Annotated in this window: 29 protein-coding genes; 8 read left to right on the forward strand and 21 right to left on the reverse strand. The window is 66.9% G+C overall.

Going from position 1 to position 26,423, the window contains the following annotated elements; translation table 11 throughout:
- Positions 1-3 precede the first annotated feature (3 nt).
- From AB0876_RS14810 to AB0876_RS14845, 8 genes are all read right to left on the reverse strand, one after another.
- Positions 4-807 carry an acyl-CoA thioesterase gene (locus AB0876_RS14810; protein WP_526042283.1) on the reverse strand — a complete coding sequence of 268 codons (804 nt, stop codon included), beginning with the start codon at positions 805-807 and terminating at the stop codon, positions 4-6.
- Positions 804-2,030, reverse strand: coding sequence for a CoA transferase (locus tag AB0876_RS14815; protein WP_491838657.1), 1,227 nt, complete (start codon positions 2,028-2,030; stop codon positions 804-806). Before AB0876_RS14815 ends, AB0876_RS14810 begins: the two co-directional genes overlap by 4 nt.
- A gap of 61 nt (positions 2,031-2,091) precedes the next feature.
- Positions 2,092-2,742: an anti-sigma factor family protein gene (locus AB0876_RS14820; RefSeq protein ID WP_526042284.1), complete on the reverse strand. Its 651-nt coding sequence runs from the start codon at positions 2,740-2,742 to the stop codon at positions 2,092-2,094.
- Positions 2,739-3,287: a sigma-70 family RNA polymerase sigma factor gene (locus AB0876_RS14825; RefSeq protein ID WP_491838655.1), complete on the reverse strand. Its 549-nt coding sequence runs from the start codon at positions 3,285-3,287 to the stop codon at positions 2,739-2,741. The genes AB0876_RS14820 and AB0876_RS14825 overlap by 4 nt, the downstream gene beginning before the upstream one ends.
- Before the next feature lie 73 nt (positions 3,288-3,360).
- Positions 3,361-3,936, reverse strand: coding sequence for a cytochrome b (locus AB0876_RS14830; protein WP_526042285.1), 576 nt, complete (start codon positions 3,934-3,936; stop codon positions 3,361-3,363).
- Positions 3,933-5,033 (reverse strand): catalase family peroxidase, encoded by a 1,101-nt coding sequence (locus AB0876_RS14835; RefSeq protein WP_526042286.1) that lies wholly within the window; start codon positions 5,031-5,033, stop codon positions 3,933-3,935. The genes AB0876_RS14830 and AB0876_RS14835 overlap by 4 nt, the downstream gene beginning before the upstream one ends.
- A gap of 54 nt (positions 5,034-5,087) precedes the next feature.
- A complete protein-coding gene (locus AB0876_RS14840; RefSeq protein WP_526042287.1) occupies positions 5,088-7,220 on the reverse strand; it encodes a thiamine pyrophosphate-dependent enzyme in 2,133 nt (710 codons plus the stop codon).
- Entirely contained in the window at positions 7,221-7,994 is a 774-nt protein-coding gene (locus AB0876_RS14845) for an HAD-IIA family hydrolase (protein WP_491838651.1), read from the reverse strand.
- A gap of 105 nt (positions 7,995-8,099) precedes the next feature.
- Here AB0876_RS14845 and AB0876_RS14850 point away from each other — a divergent pair, with 105 nt between their 5' ends.
- Complete coding sequence (locus AB0876_RS14850) at positions 8,100-8,357, forward strand: hypothetical protein (RefSeq protein ID WP_491838650.1); 258 nt, start codon at positions 8,100-8,102, stop codon at positions 8,355-8,357.
- 58 nt (positions 8,358-8,415) lie between these two features.
- On the opposite strand, the gene AB0876_RS14855 is transcribed toward AB0876_RS14850, so the two are convergent.
- Both AB0876_RS14855 and AB0876_RS14860 read right to left on the reverse strand, forming a co-directional pair.
- Positions 8,416-9,801 (reverse strand): aminotransferase family protein, encoded by a 1,386-nt coding sequence (locus tag AB0876_RS14855; protein WP_526042288.1) that lies wholly within the window; start codon positions 9,799-9,801, stop codon positions 8,416-8,418.
- 13 nt (positions 9,802-9,814) lie between these two features.
- Positions 9,815-11,317: a CoA-acylating methylmalonate-semialdehyde dehydrogenase gene (locus tag AB0876_RS14860; RefSeq protein ID WP_526042289.1), complete on the reverse strand. Its 1,503-nt coding sequence runs from the start codon at positions 11,315-11,317 to the stop codon at positions 9,815-9,817.
- A gap of 115 nt (positions 11,318-11,432) precedes the next feature.
- Between AB0876_RS14860 and AB0876_RS14865 the strand changes: the two genes are divergently transcribed.
- Genes AB0876_RS14865 through AB0876_RS14880 form a run of 4 tightly spaced genes read left to right on the forward strand, consistent with a single transcriptional unit; the run spans position 11,433 to position 15,654 of the window.
- Positions 11,433-13,037, forward strand: coding sequence for a PucR family transcriptional regulator (locus AB0876_RS14865; RefSeq protein ID WP_491838648.1), 1,605 nt, complete (start codon positions 11,433-11,435; stop codon positions 13,035-13,037).
- A gap of 27 nt (positions 13,038-13,064) precedes the next feature.
- Positions 13,065-13,451, forward strand: coding sequence for a DUF2237 family protein (locus AB0876_RS14870; protein WP_491838647.1), 387 nt, complete (start codon positions 13,065-13,067; stop codon positions 13,449-13,451).
- A gap of 19 nt (positions 13,452-13,470) precedes the next feature.
- Positions 13,471-14,925 (forward strand): protein adenylyltransferase SelO, encoded by a 1,455-nt coding sequence (locus tag AB0876_RS14875; RefSeq protein WP_491838646.1) that lies wholly within the window; start codon positions 13,471-13,473, stop codon positions 14,923-14,925.
- A 24-nt stretch (positions 14,926-14,949) separates the two neighbouring features.
- Positions 14,950-15,654: a dienelactone hydrolase family protein gene (locus AB0876_RS14880; protein ID WP_491838645.1), complete on the forward strand. Its 705-nt coding sequence runs from the start codon at positions 14,950-14,952 to the stop codon at positions 15,652-15,654.
- Here the strand turns inward: AB0876_RS14880 and AB0876_RS14885 are convergent.
- The 5 genes from AB0876_RS14885 to rplS all read right to left on the reverse strand — a co-directional run bounded on the left by AB0876_RS14885 (position 15,641) and on the right by rplS (position 19,367).
- The gene (locus AB0876_RS14885) at positions 15,641-16,843 is read right to left on the reverse strand and encodes an amidohydrolase (RefSeq protein ID WP_491839325.1); all 1,203 of its coding nucleotides are present in this window, start codon (positions 16,841-16,843) and stop codon (positions 15,641-15,643) included. The genes AB0876_RS14880 and AB0876_RS14885 overlap by 14 nt on opposite strands.
- A gap of 72 nt (positions 16,844-16,915) precedes the next feature.
- The gene (locus AB0876_RS14890) at positions 16,916-17,221 is read right to left on the reverse strand and encodes a DUF2469 domain-containing protein (RefSeq protein ID WP_003881082.1); all 306 of its coding nucleotides are present in this window, start codon (positions 17,219-17,221) and stop codon (positions 16,916-16,918) included.
- Positions 17,218-18,057 (reverse strand): ribonuclease HII, encoded by an 840-nt coding sequence (locus AB0876_RS14895; RefSeq protein ID WP_491839324.1) that lies wholly within the window; start codon positions 18,055-18,057, stop codon positions 17,218-17,220. Before AB0876_RS14895 ends, AB0876_RS14890 begins: the two co-directional genes overlap by 4 nt.
- Before the next feature lie 22 nt (positions 18,058-18,079).
- Positions 18,080-18,958, reverse strand: a complete 879-nt coding sequence (gene lepB / locus AB0876_RS14900) for a signal peptidase I (protein ID WP_491838644.1) — start codon at positions 18,956-18,958, stop codon at positions 18,080-18,082.
- A 67-nt stretch (positions 18,959-19,025) separates the two neighbouring features.
- A complete protein-coding gene (rplS, locus tag AB0876_RS14905; protein WP_029111328.1) occupies positions 19,026-19,367 on the reverse strand; it encodes a 50S ribosomal protein L19 in 342 nt (113 codons plus the stop codon).
- A gap of 321 nt (positions 19,368-19,688) precedes the next feature.
- Here rplS and AB0876_RS14910 point away from each other — a divergent pair, with 321 nt between their 5' ends.
- Entirely contained in the window at positions 19,689-20,648 is a 960-nt protein-coding gene (locus AB0876_RS14910) for a serine hydrolase (RefSeq protein ID WP_491838643.1), read from the forward strand.
- Here AB0876_RS14910 and trmD read toward each other — a convergent pair.
- The 6 genes from trmD to AB0876_RS14940 form a co-directional block, all read right to left on the reverse strand.
- Entirely contained in the window at positions 20,645-21,328 is a 684-nt protein-coding gene (gene trmD / locus AB0876_RS14915) for a tRNA (guanosine(37)-N1)-methyltransferase TrmD (protein ID WP_491838642.1), read from the reverse strand. The two genes, AB0876_RS14910 and trmD, sit on opposite strands and share 4 nt — an antisense overlap.
- 11 nt (positions 21,329-21,339) lie before the next feature.
- Positions 21,340-21,867: a ribosome maturation factor RimM gene (gene rimM / locus AB0876_RS14920; RefSeq protein ID WP_491838641.1), complete on the reverse strand. Its 528-nt coding sequence runs from the start codon at positions 21,865-21,867 to the stop codon at positions 21,340-21,342.
- 10 nt (positions 21,868-21,877) lie between these two features.
- A complete protein-coding gene (locus AB0876_RS14925) occupies positions 21,878-22,120 on the reverse strand; it encodes an RNA-binding protein (RefSeq protein ID WP_003881089.1) in 243 nt (80 codons plus the stop codon).
- An 8-nt stretch (positions 22,121-22,128) separates the two neighbouring features.
- Positions 22,129-22,596, reverse strand: a complete 468-nt coding sequence (gene rpsP / locus AB0876_RS14930; RefSeq protein ID WP_064881782.1) for a 30S ribosomal protein S16 — start codon at positions 22,594-22,596, stop codon at positions 22,129-22,131.
- A gap of 251 nt (positions 22,597-22,847) precedes the next feature.
- Positions 22,848-23,267 (reverse strand): nuclear transport factor 2 family protein, encoded by a 420-nt coding sequence (locus tag AB0876_RS14935; RefSeq protein WP_055112870.1) that lies wholly within the window; start codon positions 23,265-23,267, stop codon positions 22,848-22,850.
- 19 nt (positions 23,268-23,286) lie between these two features.
- On the reverse strand, positions 23,287-24,522 hold the full coding sequence (locus tag AB0876_RS14940) for an osmoprotectant NAGGN system M42 family peptidase (RefSeq protein ID WP_491838639.1): 1,236 nt from the start codon (positions 24,520-24,522) through the stop codon (positions 23,287-23,289).
- Between the two features lie 75 nt (positions 24,523-24,597).
- Between AB0876_RS14940 and AB0876_RS14945 the strand changes: the two genes are divergently transcribed.
- Entirely contained in the window at positions 24,598-25,482 is an 885-nt protein-coding gene (locus AB0876_RS14945) for a D-alanyl-D-alanine carboxypeptidase family protein (RefSeq protein ID WP_526042290.1), read from the forward strand.
- Positions 25,483-25,568: 86 nt separating this feature from the next.
- Entirely contained in the window at positions 25,569-26,384 is an 816-nt protein-coding gene (locus AB0876_RS14950; RefSeq protein ID WP_491838637.1) for a D-alanyl-D-alanine carboxypeptidase, read from the forward strand.
- The last annotated feature ends 39 nt before the right edge of the window (positions 26,385-26,423 follow it).

Genomic DNA, 26,423 nt, shown 5'->3' on the forward strand with positions numbered 1-26,423 from the left:
AACTCAGTCCGTCAGGCGGTCGGCGACCAGCCCCTCCTGCACCAGGGTGGCGGCGACCGCACCATCGGCGCGCAGCAGGCTTGACGTGATCAGCCCGCGTCCCCGCTCGGCGGCAGGTGAGCGCGACTCCAGCAGGTTCCACTCCCCGGCCTGCACCGGGCGGTGGACCCAGATCGACGAATCCGTGGTGCCACTGCGGTGACTGCGCGACCGCATGCTGTGCCCGTGCACGGCCAGCGCCGGATCGATGCCGTACAGATCAGTGATGTACACCGCGATCAGCATGTGCACCAACGGATCGTCCGGCAGCTCGGTGGTGACCCGCCACCACATGCGGCGCACGAACTCCTCACCCGCACCGTCGTCGGCGATGCGGATGTCGAACTCGTCGAGTGGCAGGGACGGCGCCGGACCGGGCGGGCCGGTGCACGGAAGCACCTCGGGGTCGTGTGGCATCGCACCGAGCCCGTGCGCGGGTCCGGCGAGCGCTGTCGCGAACGACACCGTGGCCGTGGTCAGCATGCGACCGTGCTCATAGGATTCGACACGCCGGGCCGAAGCGGTACGCCCGTCGTACACGCGGTGCACGCGATGCTCGACGGGTTCCCCGGCGTCCCCACCGCGCAGGAACTGCAGGTGCATGTTGGTCGGTGACCGGTCATCCCCCACCGTCCGGCAGGCGGCCGCCAGGCTCTGCGCGGCCAGCAGACCGCCGTAGGCCCGCTTGCCGGCCGGACCGCTGGCCTGCCCGGTGAACACATCACCGTCGGCGGCGCGTACGTCCAGCAGCTTCAGCAGGGTGCTCACTGAGCGGTACCCGTTGCGACGGTGCCTGATTCGGTCAGCACAGCAATCTCGTCGGCACCGAGCCCTAGGTGCTCGGCCAGCACGGAGCCCGTGTCGTCGCCGAGGGCGGGAGCGGGGACCGCGGGCGGATACATCCCGCCGATCGACACCGGCAGGCCCGGCGCCAGGTAGGTGCCGATGCGGGGTTGCTCCAGCGGAGCGAACAGCGGGTTGGCGACCACGCGCGCGTCGACGGCGACCTCGGCGAAGCTGCGGTACCGCTCCCACAACACCGACGTCCCCGAGAGCGCCGCGCTGATCTCGTCGGCGGTGTGCTCGGAGAACCACAAGGTGAACAATCCGGTCAGCGCGTCGCGGTGGATGTATCGCTGCCCCTCGTCGGTGAAGTCTGCGCCGAATGCTTCAGCAAGGGCGGCAACGGCTTTCGTGGTGCCCGTGACCTCGGTGAGGTCACGGAAGTGCCGTCCGGTGAGTGCCACCAGCATGAAGCCGACGCCGTCGCTGCTGGTGAAGTTCTGGCCGTACGTGCCGTAGAGCGTGTTGCCGAGCCGCTCACGCCCGGTGCCGTTGATCATCACCTCGGTCAGGAATCCGAGATTGCCCGCCGTGGCGAGTGCGACGTTCTCCAAGGGAATGCTGATCCGGGCGCCCTCCCCGGTGGAATCGCGGTGGCGCAGCGCGGCACTGACCGCCAGCGCCACGTACAGCCCGCAGCTGACATCCCAGGCCGGCAGCACGTGGTTCACCGGGGTGGACAGCTGGGCGGGCCCGGTGACCATCGGGAAGCCCAAACCGGCGTTGACGGTGTAATCCACCCCGGTGCCGCCGTCGGCGCGGCCGGACACCTCCACATGGATCAGGTCGGGCCGCATGGCTGCCAACACGTCATACGAATGCCATTGCCGTCCGGCCACATTCGTGATCAGCACGCCCGCTCCGGCGATCAGCCGCTGCACCAGCTGCTGGCCCTCCGGCGAACGCATATCGGCCGCCACCGAACGCTTACCCTTGTTCAGCCCGGCCCAGTAGATGCTGTCGCCACCGTCGGTCAGCGGCCAGCGGTGATAGTCGGCAGCGCCCCCGATGGGATCGACGCGCACCACCTCGGCGCCCAGCTGGGCCAGGGTCATGCCGGCCAGCGGCACGGCGACGAAACTGGAGATCTCGACGATCCGCACCCCGGCCAGCGGGCGGGTCGGGTCCGGCGTTACGGATTCGGCCATGGGAGTCAAGCTATCAAGCGGATGCCGCGGCCGGCGCGCGCCTACTGGACCGCCGACTGATCTAGCGTTCCACCGTGGCGAGCACCGTGTTGTTCGCGTCGACGATGTTGAGCTTTCGCAGCTTCGGCATGGGAATCGACGTCGCACCCTGGACCACGCCTGCCCCGGTCGGCATTCCCGCCCAGGTGGCTGCGGGCTGCATCTTCCCGCTGTCGTCCATCGTGCGCAGCGTGAACACGCCCTCGGTCGGCAACTGATTCAGGTCGAGGACGATGGCGGTCCCCCACGGCTTGGGCGTCAGCGTCACCGCCCCCGAGGCCCCCGCAGCAGCTACCGAATGCATGACGAAGGTTCCCGTACCCGGCGGACTGGTGTCTCCACGTGGGATGACCACCACCAGCGCGGCTGCGGCCAGGACAGCCGCGCATGCGCCCACAGCCACCCGGCGACGGACAAGCCGGCGGTTGGCCACGGCTCGTCGCACGGCGAGCAGCTCGCGCAGAGCCGGCTCGGCGTCGCCGCCATCGGTGGGTTCGGTCTCCAGATCTACCCGACTGGCTTTACTCAGGAGTGCCGGCAGAGGCGCGAAATCGGCGGCCTGGGCCCGGCACTGCGCACATTCTTTGAGGTGGGTCTCGAACCGCGCGCGTTCTTCTGCATCGAGACCGCCGAGAATGTAGGCGCCCAGCAGGACATGAGGTTCATCGATCACAGCAGCCCCATCTCGTCGAACACCGCCCGCAATGCGCGCACGGCATAGTAGCTGCGCGACTTCACAGTACCCACAGCAACATTGAGCCTTTCCGCCGCTTCGGCGAGAGTCAGGTCATCGAAGTACAGCGCTCTGACCACCTCGCGATGTTCGGGGGACAATCGTTGCAAGGACTCGCCGATCACGATGCGCTCCAGGGACTTGTTGACGGCGTCAGCGCTGGGCAGCACCATGTCGGTGTCGACCAGCACTTCGCCTCGTCGTGACCTCCGCCGCCACTGATCGACGATGACGTTGCGGGCGATGGTGAACAGGAACGACCTGGGATTGCCTTCGGCCGTGTCGATCTGATCGATGTTCTTCCAGGCCCGGGCGAACGTCTCCTGCACGACGTCTTCGCGGTGTTGCACATCGACAACGTGGCCTGCGACGAACCGCCGGACGGCATCGCCGTGGCTGGTGTACAGCATGGTCAGGAGCCGATCATCAGCCGCACGCCCGAGCTGTGCGGCCGGCGATCGGCGACGTCGTGGACGGTTCGGCACGATTCAGTACCTGCGAAGACCGTCACGTTGCACGACTCCCACTGTTCCTTCCATCCGATTACTATCCACGGGCTTACATACGCCGCGTGAGCTCACGAGGTTCATGGCTCCCGGGAGTCATTCGGCGCAGCATCCCATCGCGCAGAGTCAGGGTATGCAACAGCACGGCTGACACATGTGCGGCAATCAGCACGACCAGGGCGTAGGCCACGACCGAGTGACTGTTGCGCAGTAGGCCGAACAGGTCGGCGTCGACGGGTGCGATCGACGGCAGCCGGAGGCCGCCGCCCAGCACGACCGGAACTCCACTCGCCGACAACATCGCCCACCCCAGCAGCGGCTGCGTCAACAGCAACACGTACATGCCGAGCTCCGAGCCGATGACTGCGACACGCTCGACCCGTCCGACCGTGGCAGGCAAGGCGGGCCCGCGATCGGTGAGCCGGTTCACCACGCGGACCACGAACACCACAAAAACCAGTCCGCCCAGAACTTTGTGCACGCTGAGCAGCACTGCATAGTCCGCAAGCGAATTCGCCAGCAGGAACCCGGCCAACAGGGTGGTGAACACCAGGATTGCGCCCAGCCAATGCAGAAGTTGAGTCCTGAGGGCGTAGCGGCGGCCACATCGTCCGGGCGATGCACTCATCGCGCCACCGCCTCTGCCTCGACCGCTGGGGTGGCTCCCGCTACACCGGCACGGCGGCGAAATGATGCCGCGTAGACCGATGACCGTGCCGGCAGGAGCGGGTCCTCCGACGGTTCGATCCCGTCCGGCAGCACCATGGGGTCGAAGTTGACATCGCGGGCGTTTCCGGCGGACTCCGCCGCGATCGAGTCGAGCACGACGGTCCCGGTATCGATCGTGCGCCGGCCGACCGGCCACGCGATGGTCGCGTCGCGCACGTCGTCCTGCGGTTCACCGATCGTCACGAGTAACCGCCAGCGCAGCGGGCCGGATCGAAGGTCTCGAACGACATTGTCGAACAACCAGTTCGGACTGTTCGACTCTTGGCTTGGCGGCTTCACCTCCTGCAGCGGGACCAGTGACCACCGCACGGGGGTACGGTCGCCGGCCTCGTTCACAAAGTAGAAGGCGTTCAGTCCCCGGAAAGTGCTGTCGGCGAAACCGGACGTCGGCGGTTGCCGCTTGATCACCGACATCGCGGCGACGGTTTCGGGATGAGCAGCCAGGAAATCTGCCATGGCGGCGGGATCCGGCTTGCCGGTACCTGGTACCGGCTTGGACGCCAGCAACCGGTCGTAGAACCCCTGCACCGAATTATCTTGAAATACGGGCAGGTTCAGCATGGCGGTCCGCCATTGTTGTCTGTCGGGATATCCGATCGCCAGAGCCAGGCCGCGCGGGGCGGCGGCGGTGTCAGACACCGTGGGATTGCCGCCGGGCACCGAGAATCGTCCGACCAGCGGAATACGGCCGGCCCGGAACACAGCTGCCTCGGTCAGTTCGGCGCCGGCGCCGTTGCTTTCGAAGAACCCACTGACGGCAACGCCTTTCGCATGGTTGAGCCGGTATCCGCGATGGACGCCGGCGACCTTGTGAAAGGCGTCGACGAATGCCTGCGGGGTCAGGCGTGCCTGGGACCCGAGCGGACCACGGGCGAGCAACACCGAGCCCAGATCGACAGCCAGAAAGCCGCCGACGGCAGCGGCGCCGACCAACATGCTGCGCCGACTGATCGAACTGCTGCGCCACGCTGCGGGAATGACCGATCTCCGGTCCATGACGACCTACCTAAGTGTTGGGGGCAGTACCCGCGGGTATACGCACACCGGCCGTCAAAGGTTCACCGCGGCGGCCTCGATGGTGTCCTCGGACAACAGCACCTCCAGTGCGGCATCGCCCAGCGGGATGAAGCTGTCGGCACTGGAGACCCGCCGCACCCGCCCGGTGAAGCCGTGGTCAGCGAGTTCGGCCAGGATGCCTTCCCCCACGCCCCCGGTGCGGCGGGTCTCGTCGACGATGAGGACGCGGCCGGTGGACTCCGCCTCGCGCAGCATGTCCTCGACCGGCAGCGGCGACAGCCAACGCAGGTCGACCACCCGGGCCGCGATCCCGGCGCGCTCCAGGCGAGCCGCGACCCGCAGGCTCATCCAGAGCCCATTGCCGAAAGTCAGGATGGTCAGGTCGGTGCCATCGCCGTAGGTACGCGCCCGGCCGATCGGAACCGGCTGCGCCGGATAGGGCGCCAGCCACCGCTGATCGCCGTCGCCGTGAAGATCCCTGGTGTGGTAAAGCGCGATGGGTTCGAGGTAGATACACACCGCGCCGGCAGTTTTCGCGGCGGCAACGCAGGTGTGCAGCATGGCCGCGGCATCGTCGGGCCGGGCCGGTGAGGCGATCACCACCCCGGGGATGTCGCGGATCGCGGCGATCGTGTTGTCGTTGTGGAAATGCCCGCCGAATCCCTTCTGGTACCCGTAGCCCGCGATCCGCACCACCATCGGATTGCGGTACTGACGGTTGGAGAAGAACTGCAGCGTGGCTCCCTCACCGCGGATCTGATCGGCGGCGTTGTGCAGATAGGCCAGGTACTGGATCTCCGGGATCGGCACCAGCCCCGAAATTCCCGCGCCCAGGGCCAGTCCCAGGATGGTCTGTTCATCGAGCAGGGTGTCGAAGACCCGCCCGGGCCCGACCGCAGCCCGCAGGCCGCGGGTCACCCCGTAGACCCCGCCCTTGCGGGCGATGTCCTCACCGAACACGATCGCCTCCGGATGCGCCTCCAGCACCTCCTGTAGCGCCCGATTGATGGCCAGAGCCAGGGTCAGCGGTGGGCCACCGGGCTCCCCCAGCGCAACACCGGAGACCGACCTGGCGTCATCGAGCGTTTCGCGCAGCGGTGCCGTCACCGCCGTCGCACTGTCCAATTGCGGACAACCGGTCACCTGACGAGCCAGGCCCATCACCTCGGCCCGTTTGTCCTCATAGCGTTGCAGCACCTGCTCGGGCGTCAGGATGCCATGGGCCACAAGTGTTCTCGCGGTGTTCAGCACCGGGTCACGCTCATAGTCGGCAACGATGTCGGCCGGCCGCAGGTAGGCCTGCTCGTAGTCGGACCCGGCATGGCCCATCAGCCGCACCGTGCGCAGGTGCAGAAATGCCGGTTTGCGAACGCGCCGGACCCAATTGGCCGCGGCGCGTGCGGTTTCGACCGCGTCGACGAGGTCGCAGCCGTCTGCGGCGAAGTACTGCAACCCTTCGCGGCCCCCGTAGGCACGGGCGATCCACCCGCGCGGCGTCGGCGTGCTGATCCCGATGCCGTTGTCCTCGCAGACCAACAGCAGTGGCATCGGCAAACCCTGGTAGGCGGCGTGCAGGGCGGCATTGACGGCGCCGACGGTCGTCGAATGATTGGCCGAGGCGTCACCGAAACTGCACACCGTGACCGCGTCCTCCGGCCATGGGCAGACCACACCGAGCTTGCGGGTGCGGGCGATCGAGAAGGCCACCCCGACCGACCGCGGCAGATGTGACGCGATAGTGGACGTCTGCGGAATGATGTTGAGGTCGTGACGGCCGAACACCTTGTGCCGCCCGCCGGAGATCGGCTCAGCCGTGGCCGCCACCAACCCGAGCAGCACGTCACGCAGCGGATCGGAGCCGTCGACCTGCGCGGCGCGGGCCAGGTAGAAGCCGCCCGACCGGTAGTGCAGCAGCGCCGGATCGGTCGGTTGCAGGGCGGCGGCGACGGCGGCATTGCCCTCATGTCCGGACGATCCGATGGTGTAGAAGCCCTGTCCCTGCGAGCGCAGCCACCGGGCGGCGAGGTCCAGATGCCTGCTGCCCAGCTGAGCATCGAAGAGCGCCAAGGGATTCGGCACATCCAGTGCAGGGACATCCTCTGAGCCCGGTGCGGTGAGCGACGCTACCGTCGCCGTGAAGTACGCGTCGATGGGCTCGATGGTCATTCAGATCAGCTCGATCGCCTCGGCGATCGACGGCAGCACGCGACTCGGCCGGAACGGATAGCGCTCGATGTCGGCGACCGAGGTGGAACCGGTCAGCACCAGGATGGTGTCCAGACCCGCCTCGATCCCGGCCACCACATCCGTGTCCATCCGGTCCCCCACCATCACGGTGTTCTCCGAGTGCGCCTCGATCCGGTTGAGCGCGCTGCGGAACATCATCGGATTGGGCTTCCCGACGAAGTAGGGGTCGCGGCCGGTGGCCTTGGTGATCATCGCCGCGACTGATCCCGTCGCGGGCAACGGGCCCTCGGCCGACGGACCTGAGACATCGGGGTTGGTGGCGATGAATCGGGCGCCGCCGAGAATCAGCCGGACGGCCTTGGTGATCGCCTCGAAGGAATAGGTGCGGGTCTCCCCCAACACCACATAGTCGGGATCGATGTCGGTCAGGGTGTAGCCGACCTCGTGCAGCGCGGTGGTCAGCCCGGCCTCGCCGATCACGTACGCCGAGCCGCCCGGCTGCTGGTCGGCCAGGAACGCCGCGGTCGCCAGGGCCGACGTCCAGATCGACGTCTCGGGCACGATCAGCCCCGACCGCGCCAGGCGGGCTGCCAGATCACGCGGGGTGAAGATCGAGTTGTTGGTGAGGACCAGAAACGGCCGTTGTTTGTCCGCCAGAGTCTGCAGGAATTCGGCCGCGCCCGGAAGCGCGTGCTCCTCGCGGACCAGGACGCCGTCCATGTCGGTTAGCCAGCACTGGGCAGGTGAACGCACCGGTCCAGTGTCTCAACTTGCAGTGCGGATCAAGCGGCAACGGAGTTATCCACAGGGTGTGGCAATGGCATGGCGGTAACGCCCCCGCCTCCATACGATGGGGCGATGGCAGCCCTCGAAGACCTCGAAGCGCGGGTGGCAGCGCTGGAGGCCTCCCATTTTGACTATCGCGCGGTGCTTGCGGCAGTCAACGCGTTGGGTGTCAATCAGCGTGAGCAGGGCCAACGACTCAGCTCCGTCGAGGGCCGGCTCACCTCGGTCGGGCGCGAACTGACGGACTTCCGTCAAGAGACCCGAGCCCGCCTGCGCTCAGTCGACGAGCATCTGGCCGAGATCAAGGACCTCATAACCGGCCGGCGCTGAAAGCAACGGCCCGGTGAGCGGAAACCGCACAGCCGGGCCGTTGACTACTCAGTGGAGATCAGTTGGCGTGCTGATCGGCGACGTCGAGCGCTGAGTCCAGGATCGCCAGACCCTCGCGCGCCTCGTCTTCAGTGACGTTGCACGGCGGCACCACATGGATGCGGTTGTAGTTGGCGAACGGCAGCAGACCGTTGGCCTTGCACGCACCGACCACGGCGTTCATCGCCGGGCTGGAGCCACCGTAGGGCGCCAACGGCTCCCGGGTCTGCTGGTCGGCGACCAGTTCGACGGCCCAGAACACGCCGGCGCCGCGCACCTCGCCGACGCTGCGGTGCTTCGCGGCCAGCTCGGCCAGGCCCGGTGCCAGAACCTCGGCCCCGATCTTGGCCGCGTTCTCGACCATGCCCTCGTCGGCCATCGCGTTGATGGTCGCAACGGCTGCCGCGGTGGCCAGTGGATGCCCGGAATAGGTCAACCCACCGGGGTAAGCCCGGTGCGCGAATGTGTCGTAGATGTCCGGGCTGATCGCCACCCCACCGAGCGGCACGTAACCGGAGTTCACCCCCTTGGCGAAGGTGAGCAGGTCCGGCACCACGTCGAAATGATCGATCGAGAACCACTTTCCGCTACGCCCGAATCCCGCCATCACCTCGTCGGCGATGAACACGATGCCGTAGCGGTCGCAGATCTCCCGCACCCCGGCCATGTATCCCGGCGGGGGCACCATGATGCCCGCGGTGCCCGGGATCGACTCCAGGATGATCGCGGCGATGGTGGTCGGGCCCTCCATCTGGATCAGCTTGTCGAGGTACTCCAGGGCGCGCTGGGATTCCTGTTGCTCGGTCTCGGCGTAGAACGAGGAGCGGTAGAGGAACGGTCCGTTGAAGTGCACGGTGCCGGCATTGCCGCGGTCGTTGGGCCAGCGGCGCGGGTCACCGGTCAGGTTGATCGCGGTGTCGGTGCCACCGTGGTAGGCGCGGTACCGCGACAGCACCTTGTAGCGGCCGGTGTGCAGGCGGGCCATGCGGACCGCGTGCTCGACCGCGTCGGCGCCACCGTTGGTGAAGAACACCTTGTTCAGCTCACCGGGGGTGCGCTCGGCGATCAGCCGGGCGGCCTCCGAGCGTGCCGAGTTGGCGTATTGCGGGGCCACTGTGCAGAGCTTGGCGGCCTGCTCGGCAATGGCGGCAACAACTTTCGGGTGCTGGTGACCGATGTTGGTGTTGACCAGCTGGGAGGAGAAGTCCAGCAGTCGGTTGCCGTCGCCGTCCCAGACGTACGAGCCCTGGGCGGCGGTGATCGACATCGGCGAGATCTCCTCCTGCGCCGACCAGGAGTGGAACACGTGTGCGCGGTCTAGTTCGTAGGCCCGCGCGGCCTCGGCCTTCGCCGCGTCGACGGTCAACCCGTTGGGCAGCGTGGCGGACTCTTGAATCGCAGTCATGAGTTGAATTCTCTCACTTGTTCTCGGGGAAGCCGAGGTTGATGCCACCGTGGCTGGGGTCCAGCCAGCGGGTGGTGATGGCCTTGGTACGGGTGAAGAAGTGCACGCCTTCGGCGCCGTGCGCATGGCTGTCGCCGAACAACGACGCCTTCCAACCACCAAAGCTGTAGTAGGACATCGGAACCGGGATCGGCACGTTGATGCCGACCATGCCGACCTCGACCTCGTTCTGGAACCGCCGCGCGGCGCCACCGTCGTTGGTGAAAATCGCCGTGCCGTTGCCGTAGGGGTTGTTGTTGATCAACTCAAGAGCCTCGTCGTAGGACTCGACGCGCAGCACCGACAGCACCGGGCCGAAGATCTCGTCGGTGTAGACGCTCATCTCCGGGGTGACGTTGTCGAGCAGGGTCGGGCCGAGCCAGAAGCCACCCGAATCCCGTTGACCCGCCCCGTCCAGCACGGTACGACCGTCGACGACGACCTTGGCACCGTCGGCCTCGCCCGCGTCGATGTAGGAGGCAACCTTGTCGCGGTGGGCCTTGGTGACCAGCGGCCCCATGTCCGAATCCTTGGTTCCGTCACCGGTTTTGATGGTGGCGGCACGCTCGGCGATCTTGGCGACCAGCTCGTCGGCAACGGGGCCGACGGCGACGGCGGCCGAGATCGCCATGCAGCGCTCACCAGCGGAACCGAATCCGGCGTTGATCATGGCATCGGCGGCGAGATCCAGATCGGCGTCGGGAAGGATCACCGCGTGGTTCTTGGCCCCACCCAGGGCCTGCACACGCTTGCCTGCCGCGGTGGCGGTGGCGTAGACGTACTGGGCGATCGGGGTGGACCCGACGAAGGACACCGCCTTGATCTTGGGGTTGGTCAGCACCTCGTCGACGGCGGTCTTGTCGCCCTGCAGAACGTTGAACACGCCCTCGGGCAGACCGGCCTCGGCCCACAGCTGCGCCATCCACAGCGAGGCACTGGGATCCTTCTCCGACGGCTTGAGCACCACGGTGTTACCCGCGGCGATGGCGATCGGGAAGAACCACATGGGCACCATGGCGGGGAAGTTGAACGGCGAGATGATGCCCACCGGGCCCAGCGGCTGCAGCACGGAGTGCACGTCGACGTTGGTCGAGGCGTTCTCGCTGAATCCACCCTTGAGCAGATTCGGGATGCCGCAAGCGAACTCGACGACCTCCAGGCCACGGCTGACCTCGCCGAGCGCGTCGGAGAGCACCTTGCCGTGCTCGCTGGTAATGATCTCTGCGAGTTCGCCCTTCCGCTGGTTGAGCAGCTCGCGGAAGGCGAACAACACCGAGGTGCGCTTGGTCAGGGACGTGTCACGCCAGGCCGGGAACGCCGCGGCGGCGGCGTCGATCACCGCACGCGCGTCATCCACGCTTGCCAGCGCGACCTCGCCGGTGACCGCACCGGTCGCCGGGTTGGTCACCGGGGCGGTGGCGGTCGAAGTGCCGGCAAATACCTTGCCGTCGCGCCAGTGCTGGATGACATTGCTCATGGATTCCCGAACCTTCCTGTGGCGGTAAGTACTGGTAATCACTTTGGGCCACCGTCAACACCAGCGGGACGATCATCTTGTAATCCTGATTGGCTGGTTCATTACACTTTGTAAAATGATCCCGACCGTGCGCGATATCGTCAGCCTCCCCGTCGTGCAGGCCGGCGAGCCCGAGGTACTCAGCGCACAACAGCTGGACCGCCCGGTGCGCTGGGTCCACGTGAGCGATATGCCCGACTTGGCCGGCCTGCTGCAGGGTGGCGAACTGGTGCTCACCACCGGTGCGGCACTGCGTGACGCACCCCGCGACTACCTGCGACGGATGCACCGAGCGGGAGTGGTCGGCGTGGTCGTCGAATTGGGCACCCGCATCGAATCACTTCCCGACAGCGTCGGCAAGATGGCGCAGACTCTCGGCCTGGCGCTGGTGGTGCTGCACCGACAGACCAAGTTCGTCGAAGTCACCGAGGCGGTGCACCGCCTCATCGTGGCCGACCAGTACGAGGAACTCGAGTTCGCCCACCGCACCCACAAGACCTTCACCGAGCTGAGCATGAAACGCCCGTCGATGGCGGACATCGTCCGCGCGGCCGCCGAGATGATCGATGAATCGGTGGTACTGGAGGACCTGTCCCGCCAGGTGCTGGCGATCTCACCGCGCAACGAGCCGGCCACCACCGTGCTCGCCGACTGGCAACAGCGATCCCGGGCGATGACGGAACCGTGGGTCACCACGGCCGTCGGCCCACGGGCCGAGGAGTGGGGTCGGCTGATCGTCCCGCACGCCCCGGCCGCCGCGGACAAGACAAAGATGGTCCTGGAACGCGCCTCACAGGCACTCGCTCTGCACCGGATGGCCGAAAGGGGCCGGACCGGCCTCGAGCATCAGGCCCAGAGCGGGTTGATCGACGACGTTCTCGGCGGACGGATCGACGACGACCGCGAGGCCGACGCCCGGGCGCTGGCCCTCGGTCTACGCGCCGGCGGCACCTACCTGCCTGCCACCGTCCGGGTGGGTGCGCCACCGGACCGGCTCGACCCGGTGGGCACCCAACGCCGCAACATCCGGATCCTCGATGCAGTCACTCACAGCGTGAAAGCCCAAGGGCACAGCGCGATCTGCTCGATCCGGCGAGACGGCGAGATCGGCCTGGTGCTGGCGCTCAATCCGCGGCGCGGATCCAGTGCCGAAGTCACCCTGAGCAGGCTGGCCGAGGGCTGGCGTGAGGCCATCGCCCGCGGCGGCGACGCGGACAAGGTCGTCATCGCCGTCGGAGGTGGCGCCGGGGCGTTCGCCGACGCCGTCCACGGGTTGCGCGAAGCCGCCCACGTCGCCGAAGTCGCGGCGTCGATGCCGGATCTGACACGGCCGTTCGTGCGAGCCTCCGACGTCCGACTGCGGGGGCTGATCACGCTGCTGCTCGACGATCCGCGCGTTCAGATGTTCGCCGAAACCGAACTCAAGTCCGTTCTGATTCACGACGCCGATCAAGGCAGCGATGACCTGGCCGTGCTCCGCGGTTACCTGGAACTCGCGGGCAACAAATCCGCACTGGCCAAACGTCTGCACATGAGCCGCCCCGCGCTCTACGCCCGACTGGCCTCGATCGAACGGAGACTCGGCGTCAACCTGGACGACGGCGAATCGATGACGTCGCTGCACGTGGCACTGCTGGTGCTCGACGCGCAACGCAGTGCCGCCGCACAGCCGCCACGCTGAGAGCACCTCGGGACCCATACTTGTGCGATGGCAGATCGCAATGTGTTGGGCGGCCCGCTCGAGGAGTGCGGCACCGACCCACTTACCGGCTTCTACCGCGACGGATGCTGCTCGACGGGCGACGCCGACGCGGGCCGGCACACCATCTGCGCCGTCGTGACCACTGAGTTCCTGGACCACCAGCGGTCGATCGGCAACGACCTGTCGACACCGGCACCGCAGTACCGGTTTCCCGGCCTGGTGCCCGGGGACCGCTGGTGTGTCACCGCGGTGAACTGGCTGCGCGCGCACAACGACGGCCAGGCGGCCCCAGTGGTGCTGGCCGCCACCCACGAGCGCACCCTCGACGTGGTGCCGCTCGACGTTCTTCGGCAGTACGCGGTTGATGTGCCCGACGACCTGGGCAGCCTCTGAGGCTCCGTAGGCTCGAGACGTGAGCGTCGCACCCGATACGAGCGTCACCCTGGACAACCGCTTCGCCCGCGCGCTTCCCGAGATGGCCGTCGCGTGGCAGGCCGAACCGGCCCCCGCACTGCGGTTGCTGGTGCTCAATGAGGAGTTGGCGGCCGAACTCGGCCTCGACGCCTCGTGGCTGCGCAGCCACGACGGCCTCGGCCTGCTGTCGGGCACTGCCGTGCCCGACGGAGCCACCCCGGTCGCCCAGGCCTACGCCGGACACCAGTTCGGCGGGTACGTTCCGCGCCTGGGCGACGGCCGTGCGCTGCTGCTGGGCGAATTCGTCGGCGCCGATGACCGTCCCCGCGACCTGCATCTCAAGGGGTCGGGGCGCACGCCGTTCGCCCGCGGCGGGGACGGCATGGCCGTCGTCGGGCCCATGTTGCGCGAGTACATCGTCAGCGAAGCGATGCATGCCATGGGCATCCCCACCACCCGTGCCCTCGCCGTGGTGGCCACCGGGCGGGACGTCCGCCGCGAGACGCTGCTGCCCGGGGCGGTGCTGGCCAGGGTCGCCGACAGCCATCTGCGGGTAGGCAGCTTCCAGTACGCGAGCGCACACGCCCAGACCGTGGGCGACATCGCGCTGCTGCGGCGGCTGGCCGACCACGCCATCGCCCGGCACCATCCCGGCGCGGCCGATTCCGAGAACCCCTACCTGGCGCTGTACGAGGGTGTCGTCACGGCGCAGGCCAAGCTGCTGGCCCAGTGGATGCTCGTCGGGTTCGTCCACGGCGTGATGAACACCGACAACATGACCATCTCCGGTGAGACCATCGACTACGGGCCGTGTGCCTTCATGGAAATCTTCGATCCGGCAACGGTATTCAGCTCGATCGATCATGGCGGCCGCTACGCCTACGGGAATCAGCCGACCGTGGCCGCGTGGAACCTGGCCCGCTTCGCCGAAGCCCTGCTGCCTCTGCTCGCCGAGGAGGGTGACCACGCCGTCGAACTCGCCACCGGTGCACTGCGCGAGTTCGGGCGGCAGTTCGACGCCGCGTGGTCGGCTGGGATGCGCGCCAAGCTCGGACTGCCCACCGATGTCGACGACGAACTGGCCCGCACCCTGATCGACGACCTGCTCGTGCTGTTGCAGCAGAACCGAACTGACTACACGTCGTTCTTTCGCGACCTCGGCCGTACCGCACGCGGAGAAGCCGCGATCGCCGCCGGGTTCGACGAGTGGCTGGCACGGTGGCAAGCCGTGGGCCCTGACACCGCTGCGATGGACCGGGTGAACCCCGTCTACATCCCCCGCAATCATCTCGTCGAAGAAGCGTTGAACGCCGGGATGAACGGCGACATGGAACCCGTCGAGCATCTGATGGACGCGCTCGCTGCGCCCTTTGACGAACGTCCCGGGCTCGAACGGTATGCCGCACCCGCGCCCGACGACTTCGGTACCTACCGCACGTTCTGCGGAACCTGACGACCAGCCGCTACGGTAGGTCGGGTGACGACGATCACCTTGAATACACCCGACGGCCCGATCGACGCTCTGCTCGGCCTCCCCAGCGGGGAGGGTCCGTGGCCCGGGGTGGTGATCATCCATGACGCGATCGGCTACACACCCGACAACGAGGCGATCTCCGAACGCGTCGCGGCCGCGGGTTATCTCGCGCTCACGCCGAATCTCTACGCGCGCGGCGGTCGGGCCCGCTGCATCACCCGGGTGATGCGGGAGCTGCTGACCCAGCGTGGCCGGGCACTGGACGACATCCTGGCCGCACGCGACCACCTGCGGGCACACCCGCAGTGCACCGGAGCGGTGGGCATCGCGGGTTTCTGCATGGGCGGACAGTTCGCACTCGTCCTGGGCCCCAAAGGGTTTGGCGCGTCAGCACCGTTCTACGGCACCCCGCTGCCGAAGCGGCTCGACCAGACCTTGGACGCCTCATGCCCGGTGGTGGCCAGCTTCGGCCGCCGTGACCCGTTGGGCATCGGTGCGGCGGGCCGTTTGCAGCGCGTCGTCGACGCCAAGAACATCCCGGCCGACATCAAGGTCTACCCCGATGCCGGACACAGCTTCGCCAACCAGTTGCCCGCGCAGTCGTTTCTGCGGATCACCGGCTTCGGCTACAACGAGGCCGCCACCACCGACGCCTGGTCGCGCGTGTTCGCGTTCTTCGGCGAGCACCTGAGCGCTAAAGCCAACTGAGGCCGGCCACCACGAGCGCTTCGGTGCCGGTGTCCAACGTCGGCTGGAGCACCGGGCCGAACCGCGGTGAATGGTTCACCGGAATGTCCACACGAGCGCGATCGGCGGCCACGGCCGCGCGGAACGCCTCCTCGTCGATCCCGCCGAAGCCCCAATAGGTGTACGGCGCGCCCAGCGCAGCCGGGATGTCACCGAAGTCTTCACTGGCCGAACCGGCCGGCATGGTCTGTGCCCGGTCTCCGAAATACTCACGGAACGCAGCCTCGACACGAGCCGTCACCGCATCGTCGTTGACGGTCAGCGGAAAATTGGCGTACAACTCGAATTCCGGGTCGCGCGGCGAGTCGGACGCCTGACACTCAGCGATCACCACGCGCCGGATCGCCGCGAGCACCGCGGTGCGCACCGATTCGTCGAAGGTACGCAGGTTCAGTTCGAGTACCGCGTGGTCGCCGATGACATTGCTCTTGGTCCCGGCCTGAATGCTGCCGACGGTCAGGACGACCGTCTGGCTTGGATCAACCTCACGGGACACGATCGTCTGCAGCCGGATGACGATCATCGACGCCAGCACCACCGGATCCACCGTGGCCTGCGGCATCGAACCGTGCCCGCCACGACCGTAGACCGTGATCCTCATGCTGTCGGCCGCAGACAACACCGGCCCGCTGCGGGTACGCACCTGCCCCGCGGGCGCCGGAAACACATGCTGGGCCAACGCCACATCGACCGGGCCGACCAGATCAGCCAGACCGTCCTCAACCATCCCACGGGCGCCGTCGCCCACCTCTTCGGCAGGCTGGAAAACCGCAATCATGGTGCCGCGCCAGTGATCCCGCGCGCGGGCGAACAGTTCCGCAGCGCCCAGTAGGCACGTCACGTGCACGTCGTGGCCACAGGCATGCATGACCCCGTCGTGAGTGCTCGCGTACGGCAGCCCCGTCGCCTCCGTCACCGGCAGCGCGTCCATATCCGCACGCATCAGCACCCGGGGGCCGTCGCCGTTACCCAGAACGCCGACCACACCGGTTCCACCGACGCCTTCGTGCACGGTCAGGCCCGACCGACGCAGGCGCTCGGCCACCAAACCGGCAGTGCGTTTTTCCTGATGCGAGAGTTCGGGATTCTGATGCAGATCCCGGTACAGCGGCTCCTGCCAGGTGCGGACCTCGGGTAACCGCGTCAGCACCGCCTCGGCACGCCGACGAATATCGTCCCCGGTACTGTCCGTCGCCACTGCCGGCCCCCTGTCCGTCCGCTGCTACTCCGGCAACCGCAGTTCGGGCTTCTCGACCTCTTCGATGTTCACGTCCTTGAACGTGATCACCCGTACCTGCTTGACGAACCGGGCCGGGCGGTACATGTCCCACACCCAGGCGTCGGCCAGCCTCAACTCGAAGTAGACCTCGCCCTCGGAGTTACGCGGAATCAGCTCCACGCTGTTGGCCAGGTAGAACCGGCGCTCCGTCTCGACGACATAGCTGAACTGCCCGACGATGTCCTTGTATTCGCGGTAAAGCGAGAGCTCCATCTCGGTTTCATACTTCTCGAGATCCTCGGCGCTCATCTGGTGTGCTGTCCTTCTCGTTGTACTGGTGCCCTGTCGACCATCTTTGCGTACGTGGTTTCAGCATGCCGCATTGGTGCCACATCCCGCCGCACGTCTGTCATCTCTGCGGCCCGCCGCAGATCTACCGTCTCTGCGGCCCGCCGCACATCTACCGTCTCTGCGGCCCGCCGCACATCTACCGTCTCTGCGGCCCGCCGCACGTTCACATACGAGTAGCGGTGCTCCACACACGGCCCCAACTCCGTCAATGCCGCGGAGTGCGCCGGTGTGCTGTATCCCTTGTGCTCGGCGAACCCGTAGCCGGGATGGTGCTGCTCCATCTCGACCATCAACCGGTCTCTGCTGACCTTGGCCAGCACGCTGGCCGCCGCGATACAGGCGGCCGCGGCATCTCCCCCGATCACCGGCAAGGACGGCACTGCCAGGCCCGGAACCCGGAATCCGTCGGACAACACATATCCGGGCCGCAGAGACAACCCGGCCACCGCACGCCGCATGCCCTCGATGTTCGCCACGTGAACACCGAGTCGGTCCACCTCGTCAGAGGGGATGAACACCACGTGATAGGCCAGTGAATACCGGCGGATCAGGGGGAACAACCGCTCCCGCTCGCGCTCGCCCAGCTTCTTGGAATCGTCGAGGGAGGCCAGGCTGTCCATCCGGTTGGGGCCCAGTACACAGGCGGCCACCACCAACGGTCCCGCACAGGCCCCGCGCCCCACCTCGTCCACCCCGGCGACCGGCCCGAGCCCGTTGCGATACAGCGCTGATTCCAGGGTGCGCAGGCCGGATGACCTCCGGATCACCGGTCGCGGCGGCCACGACGTCTTCACCACTGGAGGCACAGGGCAGCTCCTAGGAGTCGGTCTGCGGGTTCACGCCATTGATACCGCCCCATCGGGACGGCGGCCAGGCGATGAACCGTGCCTTTCCGATCACATTCTCCACCGGAACGGTGCCGACCACAGGGTCGCCGGTACACATCACGCGTTCCTGCACGGGCATTTCTCCGGCGTCGGTGCGCGGACTGTCGCAATGCGCGCGCGAGTCGGCCGAATGGGTCCGGTTGTCACCCATCACCCACAGGCGATCGGGCGGAACAGTGACCGGACCGAACTGATTGCCCAGACACGGATAGAGGTTGGGGTCGACCATCATGGTGGCCGGGTCCAGGTACGGCTCGTTCAGACGTTTGCCGTCGACCGTCAGACCCGTGTCGGCACGACACTGCACCGTTTGGCCGCCCACGGCGATCACACGCTTGACCAGATCGTTCTCATCCGGCGGCACGAAACCGACGAAGGAGAGGGCGTTCTGCACCCAGCGGATCGCGGTGTTGTCCGAGCGGATCGATTTGTAGCCGATGTTCCACGACGGCGGGCCCTTGAACACGACCACGTCGCCGGGTTCGGGCTTGGAGAACCGGTAGGTCACCTTGTCGACCATGATCCGGTCACCCACGCAGCCGGCGCAGCCGTGCAGCGTGGGTTCCATGGATTCCGACGGAATCAGATACGGACGTGCGATGAACGTCAGCGTCACGTAATAGAGGACGAGCGCGATGGTCGCCAGAATGGCGATTTCACGGGCCGTGGAGTGCTTGCCCTTGGGCGACTCGTCCGGCGATTCGTCCTCGGGCGCGTCCGAAGGCGGCCCTGAATCAGAGTCGACGTCCGAATCGGATTCGGATCTTTCCTCCGAGCGCGCGTCGGCAGAGTCGGTAGGTCCGGTCACAGGCACCACAGTAGCGACGGTCGTGACCGGTCCCGCGACGAGAGCATCGTCAGGCGGAGCAGCGCGCTCAGCGCTTTTCCTTGATCTTCGCCTTCTTGCCACGCAGTTCGCGCAGGTAGTAGAGCTTGGCACGACGGACGTCACCGCGGGTCACGACATCGAGGTGATCGATGTTGGGCGAATGCACCGGGAAGGTGCGCTCGACGCCGACGCCGTAGCTCTCCTTGCGGACGGTGAAGGTCTCGCGGATACCGCCGCCCTGGCGACGGATCACGACACCCTTGAAGACCTGGATGCGCTCCTTGGAGCCCTCGATCACCTTCACGTGCACGTTGACGGTGTCGCCGGGGCTGAAGGTCGGGATGTCGTCGCGCAGCGACGCCTGATCGACGAAGTCCAGCGTGTTCATCGGTGACACTTCCTTGTTGTTGGCTGCTCCGGGCAGGCACGTACAGATCGCGCAGCCGAAGCTATTTTCGGGTGTATCGGGTTGCATCTCGCAGCGGAACGCGGACAAGCCGGCCCAGTCCTGCGCAGACAACTGCTCAATTGTGCCAGACGGGTCCCCATACCGTGAAATCCGGCGGGTCGGTCCACCCGTTTGCCCCGACTCCTGCACCATACTGCGAGCACTACTGAGCAGCGGGCCACCCGTCGGACAGTTAGGCTTCATCCACCGATGCGCCGGTCCTGCAGAGCCCATCGGGTTTTTGACGGTTCAAGGAGGACCATGCGACGGGGGCCGTCGAAGCTGACGATGGCGAGCGCAGCCAGCGTCACCGCAGTCGTGGCGAGTGCCGTGATAGCCGTCGGTTGCGAAGCCCGGGTGTACGGCACTCCCCCGGCTGCACCCGGAGCACTGCCGCAGCTGACCGTCGTCGTCCCCCAGGGCGGCATGGCTCCGCTGCCCGAGCCATCGCCCGGCGAACCCGCCGCCACCTTCCTGGGCCTCGAGGGCCGCGCACAGCAGGCGACCGAGGACGCTGCCGACGCCGGCGCCGAGATCACCGTGCTGGTCCTCGACCGCAACACCGGCCAACTGGTCTCCAACGGAAACGCGACGACCATCGCCATCGCCTCGGTGGTCAAGCTGTTCATCGCCGATGATCTGCTGTTGCAGGAAGCCAAACGGCAAACGGTGCTCAGCCCCGAGGACCGTGAGAACCTCGACGTGATGCTGCGGTCCTCGGACGACAGCGCCGCCGAGGTGTTCTGGAACCGCAGCGGTGGAAGCGCCATCGTCGACCGGGTGGCCGCCCGCTACGGCTTGAGCTCGACCCAGCGGCCGAACGACGGGCGCTGGTGGAACACCATCAGCACCGCAGCCGATCTGGTGCGCTACTACGACATGTTGATGAACGGCAGCGGCGGCCTGCCCGCCGAACAGGCGAACGTCATCCTGTCCAACCTGGCACAGTCCACCCCGGACGCCATCGACGGCACGCAACCGGACGGCACGTACCCGCAGCGATTCGGAATTCCTGAGGGCCTTTACGCCGAACCGGTCGCGGTCAAGCAGGGTTGGATGTGCTGCATCGGTTCGGACTGGATGCACCTGTCGACCGGCGTGGTCGGCCCCGATCGCCGGTTCATCATGGTGATCGGCTCGCTGCAGCCCACCAACGCCGCCACTGCACGCGACACCATCACCGACGCCGTGAAGACGATGTTCCCCGGCGGCCGGATCTAGGACTCGTCGAGCAGGTCCGGTCGGCGCTCGCGCGTGCGCTGCAGCGACTGCTCGTGGCGCCACGCTTCGATCTTGGCGTGGTCCCCCGACCGCAGCACATCGGGCACATCCAACCCCCGCCAGCTCTGCGGGCGGGTATAGCTGGGTCCTTCGAGCAGGCCGTCGGAATGCGAATCCTGCTGGTGCGATGCCGGATTACCCAACACGTCCGGCATCAACCGGACCACCGCCTCGATCATGACCAGTGCCGCCGACTCGCCGCCGTTGAGGACGTAATCACCGATGGAAACCTCTTCGACCCGCATCCGGCGGGCCGCGTCGTCGGCTACCCGCTGGTCGATCCCCTCGTAGCGTCCACACGCGAACACCAGATGCGACTCTGCACTCCAGCGCTCGGCCACGACCTGGGTGAAGGGGCGTCCCGCCGGAGTCGGCACGACCAGAAGTGTTTCCTCAGAACATATTTCGTCGAGCGCTTCGCCCCATACGGGCGCTTTCATGACCATTCCCGGACCGCCACCGTACGGTGAGTCGTCCACCGACCGGTGCACATCGTGGGTCCAGTTCCGCAGGTCATGCACGGCAACGGAGAGTATTCCGGCGTCGATCGCCTTGCCCGGCAACGCTTGCCGGATGGGATCGAGGTAGGCCGGGAAGATCGTGATGACGTCAATACGCACTGCGCGGCCCGTCAGACCTGGTCCAGGTTCAGCAGACCGTCTGGAGGATCGATGACGACAGTTCCGGTGTCCCGGGACACCGAGGTGACGATGGCACTGACGAACGGCACCAACACTTCGCGGCCATCCGAATCCGCCTTGACCGACAACAGCTCGCCGGCCGCGGTGTGCAGCACCTCGCGAATCACACCCACCGCGGCACCCTCGACCGTGACGACCCGCAAGCCTTCGAGTTCGTGGTCGTAGAACTCATCGGGATCGTCGATGGCGGGCAGGTCGGCGGTGTCGACGATGAACACCGTGCCACGCAACTCGTCGGCCGCGTTGCGATCGGCCACACCGGCCAGGCGGATCAGTAACCGACCCGCGTGATCACGCACGGATTCGACTGAGAAAGTGCGCTCGGCACCCCCCTTGGCGCGGCCCCGAAGGACCGCGCCGGGGGTGAAACGGGCATCCGGGTCGTCGGTACGAATCTCGACGACGACCTCACCGGTAATGCCGTGAGCTTTGGCAACCCGCCCGACAACCAGGTCCATGGATCCGACGCTACTGGTCGGTGTCCACCACGTCGACGCGGATTCCGCGCCCACCGATGCCTGCGACCAGGGTGCGCAGCGCGGTGGCTGTGCGGCCGCCGCGACCGATGACCTTGCCCAGGTCATCGGGGTGCACGTGCACCTCGACGGTCCGCCCACGGCGGCTGGTGACCATGTCGACGCGTACGTCGTCGGGATTGTCCACGATGCCGCGGACCAGGTGCTCGACGGCGTCGACCACGACAGAACTCACTGCGATGCTCAGCTCTCGCTTGCGGCGTCGTCGGCAGCGGCCTCGGCAGGTGCCTCAGCGGCGGCCTCGGCAGCGTCGTCCTTCTTGGGAGCCTTCTTCTTCTTGGGCGTGACGGCCGCGGCACCGGTGCCGCTCTCGGCCTCGGCCAGCGCCGCATTGAACAGGTCCAGCTTGGACGGCTTGGGCTCCTTGACCTTCAGGGTGCCCTCGGCGCCCGGCAGGCCCTTGAACTTCTGCCAGTCACCGGTGATCTTCAGCAGGGCCAGCACCGGCTCGGTGGGCTGCGCGCCCACACCCAGCCAGTACTGCGCGCGCTCCGAATCGATCTCGATCAGGCTGGGCTCTTCCTTGGGGTGGTAGCGCCCGATGACCTCGATGGAGCGGCCTTCGCGGCGGGTGCGCGCGTCGGCGACGGCGATGCGGTACTGGGGGTTGCGGATCTTGCCAAGCCGGGTGAGCTTGATCTTGACAGCCATGGTTAAGCACTTCTCCTTGAGTGTCACGCTGCAATTCAGCGATGCGGGCGGATTGCCCGATCCGGTTTTGCCTTACGTGTGTGACCGCCGCGCAGCGCATTGAACGAGTCGCGGGGCAGACAGCGCACAATTGTGCCAGAACGATGCCGACCAGCCCAAATCCAGCTCGAATGGCCAGTTATCGCACAACGTCCCGCCGGTTGCGTGTCACAACTGGCCACTCGGCGCCTGAGGCGCTCGGCGTGCGACGGCTAGACGACCTTGTCGAAACACTTGGTCTCGACGCGGCGGCTCATCCGCCAACCGTCTGCGGTCCGCACGAACTCGTCCTCGTACCAGAGTCCGCAGAACAACACCTGTTGCTCCAGCCCCGGCAGCACCATCGGGTTGAAGCAGATCGTGCGCGACGATGCCTTGTCGCCGTCGATCCGGACATCGAAGTTGCCGAGCATGTGGGCGTAGGCCGGGAAGTTCGGCAGCACCTCGGCCAACCAGGCCTTGACCTCCGGATAGCGACCGTCGATGCCCCCCATCGCCCGGTAGTCGATGTAGGCATCGGAGGTGAACACCGCATCGAGGTCATCGAATAGTCGACGGTCTATCGCCGTGGAGTAGTCGATCAACAACTGCTGGATCTCCAGACGGTCCGAAATCTCGGCCAGGCTCAACATGTCTCGATTCAACACCAGGTCAGGATTGAGGACCCTCCGACGGCGGCCAATACGTGCCTGGCGAGGCCTCCCCCGGCTCGGTGAAGTCGCCGCGGGACAACGGCACCCACTGCTCACTGGGAGCGGGCTGCTTCGAGGACGGGAAGTCACGCAGCGCACCGGTCGGGCTGGAATCCCAGGCCTCAAACGTCAACGGTGTCTGCAGCCAAGCGTTGAGCAACAGATAGGTAGCCTCCAACGAGTCCAGGTGGGTCCGTTCCCAGCCGTGGCTCCCGTCGACGCCGAACCCCAGCAGTGCCGCGCGGGTGCCCGCGCCGGCCTCGATGGCGGCTGCCGCGTCGGACCGGTAGTAGCGGAACACGTCCCGCGCGAACGGGATGCCCTGTCCCTCGGCCAGGCGGCAGAGCTTGCGGGTCAAGTGATAGTCGAACGGGCCGTGCAGGTCGGCCATCGGGATCGTCACGCCGTGTTCGATCGAGTGCTGTCCGGGGGCGCAGACCGCGTTGTCCACCGAAACCAACTCGGCGACATCGGGCGGAAGCCCGTGACTGGCACCGTGCCCCACTTCCTCGGTGATGGTCACCATGAGGGTGGCGCGGTGCGGCAGCACGATCTTCTGCTCCGAAATCGCCTTGGCCAGGGCCAGCGCGACCGCCACCCCGGCCTTCCCGTCGAGGTGCCGCGACACCACGAAGCCGTCCTGGGTGAGTTCTGGGCCGGCGATCAGCGCGACGAAGTCACCCACGTTCAGACCCAGCCGTTCCAGATCCGCACGCGTCGACACATTTCGGTCCACGCGCACCTCGACGTGATCCCAGTCGGTGGGCTGGGTGTCGATCTCGTCGCCGTAGGCGTGCCCGCTGGCCTTGAGCGGCATGATCGTGCCCGTGAAGAACTCGTCGGGGTCGTCGGAGAAGATCCGCACCCGCGCGCCCGCAGCGAACCGTGCGGAGAATGTGCCGACCGGGACCAATTCGAGGCGACCGTTGTCCTTCAGATTTCGGACCATGCAGCCGATGGTGTCGGCGTGCACCACCAGCGCTCGGTCAATCGTGGCCGACTCACCAGGCAGTTCGGCGGTCAACGCACCGCGCCGGGTCAACGTGAACGGCACGCCCAGATCGTTGAGAGTATCGCCGATCAACTGCATCACGGCGTCGGTGCGTCCCGACGGGCTCGGGGTCTGCAGCAACGCCAGCAGCGTGTCGACCATCCACTTACGTTCGGCCTCCGGCATGGCGGCGGTGTCGGCCACGTTTTCTCACCTCGAATTCGTCGGATCTTCCTCACACACCGATGCCCGCGGATTGTGCCACTAGGGTCAGTGGACATGGTCAGGCTCGTCGGCGCGATCTCGCTCTGTCTCGCAGTACTTCTCCCAACAGCTATACCAAGCTCCCCCGTCGCCGTCGCCGACAGCAGCGTGCAGCAGGTCGGCGCGACCCCCATCCCGAACGGCCCCGCCCCGGCCTGGATCGTCGCCGACATGGATACCGGCCAGATCCTGGCCGGCCGGGATCAGTACGTTCCGCACGCACCCGCCAGCACCATCAAGACCCTGCTGGCGCTGGTGGCCCTCGACGAAATTCCATTGGATGCAACCATCGTCGCCGACGAAGCCGATGCCAAGGTCGAGTGCACCTGCGTCGGGGTCAAAGCCGGACGCACCTACACGATGCGGCAACTGCTGGATGCGGCACTGCTGGTGTCCGGCAACGACGCCGCCAACACATTGGCGCACATGCTCGGCGGGACCGACGCCGCGGTGGCGAAGATGAACGCCAAGGCCGCCGCGCTCGGCGCGAACGCCACCCATGCCGGGTCGCCATCGGGTCTGAACGGTCCCGGCATCGACGGGGCGACCACCCCGCGGGACCTGGCCGTGATCTTCCGCGCCGCGCTGGCGAATCCGGTGTTCGCGGCGATCACGTCATCGCCATCGGCGTCCTTCCCCGGTGCCACGGGACCGGTCACGTTGGTCAACCAGGACGAGATGTTGGGCCGCTATCCAGGCATGCTCGGCGGTAAGACCGGTTTCACCGATGTGGCTCGCAAGACGTTCGTCGGCGCTGCACAGCGCGACGGCCGCCGGTTGGTGGTCGCCATGATGTACGGGTTGGTCAAGGAAGGTGGCCCGACCTACTGGGACCAGGCCGGCAGCCTGTTGGACTGGGGTTTCGCTCAGGACCACTCAGCCGGTATCGGCCAGCTGTAGCGGGCTGATCGACACTCCGGCGCCGCAACCATACGGAGACCTGATCGCGCGCTGAGCGAGTCCTGTGATCCGTAGCGTCAAGCTCCGTGCGACGACGTTTCGCGGCGACCGTGCTCGCCCTCGGCGCGGTGCTCGCGGTCACGCCCACCGCGCACGCGCAGCCGGGCGTCCAGCCGGCAGGCGCCCAGATTCCCGACGGACCCGCCAAGGCCTGGCTGGTCGCCGACATGGACACCGGCCAGGTGCTGGCCTCCAAGGACCCCAACGGCTCCTATGCCCCGGCCAGCACCATCAAGCCGCTGTTGGCGATGGTGGTGCTCGACCACCTTCGACCCGACAATTTCGCCCGGGCCAACGAGTCGCACACCAAGGTCGAATGCTCGTGCGTGGGCCTCAAGCCAGGTCAGCCGTACACCACCCGCCAACTGCTCGAAGCACTGCTGATGGTGTCGGGCAACGACGCGGCGAACATGCTCGCCGACATGCTCGGCGGCCGCCCCGCCACAGTGGCGGCGATGACGCGCAAGGCGGCCAGCGTCGGTGCCCGCAACACCCGGGCCGGCTCCCCGTCGGGCCTCGACGGCCCCGGCTGGGAAACCGTCACCACCCCGCACGATCTCGCGGTGATCCTGCGCGCAGCGTTGAGGTATCCGCTGATCGCACAGATCATGCACCAACCGACGGCGCAGTTCCCCGGCAAGACCCTGACCAACCAGAACGAACTGCTGGCGCGCTACCCCGGCGACATCGCGGGAAAGACCGGCTACACGGACCTGGCCCGCAAGACGTATGTCGGTGCCGCGCAACGGGGTAACCGCCGCCTGATCGTGGTGCAGATGTACGGCACCGGCGATCTGTACGGGCAGGCGATCGACTTGTTCGATTACGGTTTCTCGCACTGACCTTCGGCGGTAAAAGGTAGGGCCCCATCGGGACTCACA

This window comes from Mycobacterium sp. NPDC049093 (genome assembly GCF_040704635.1).
GTDB lineage: Bacteria > Actinomycetota > Actinomycetes > Mycobacteriales > Mycobacteriaceae > Mycobacterium.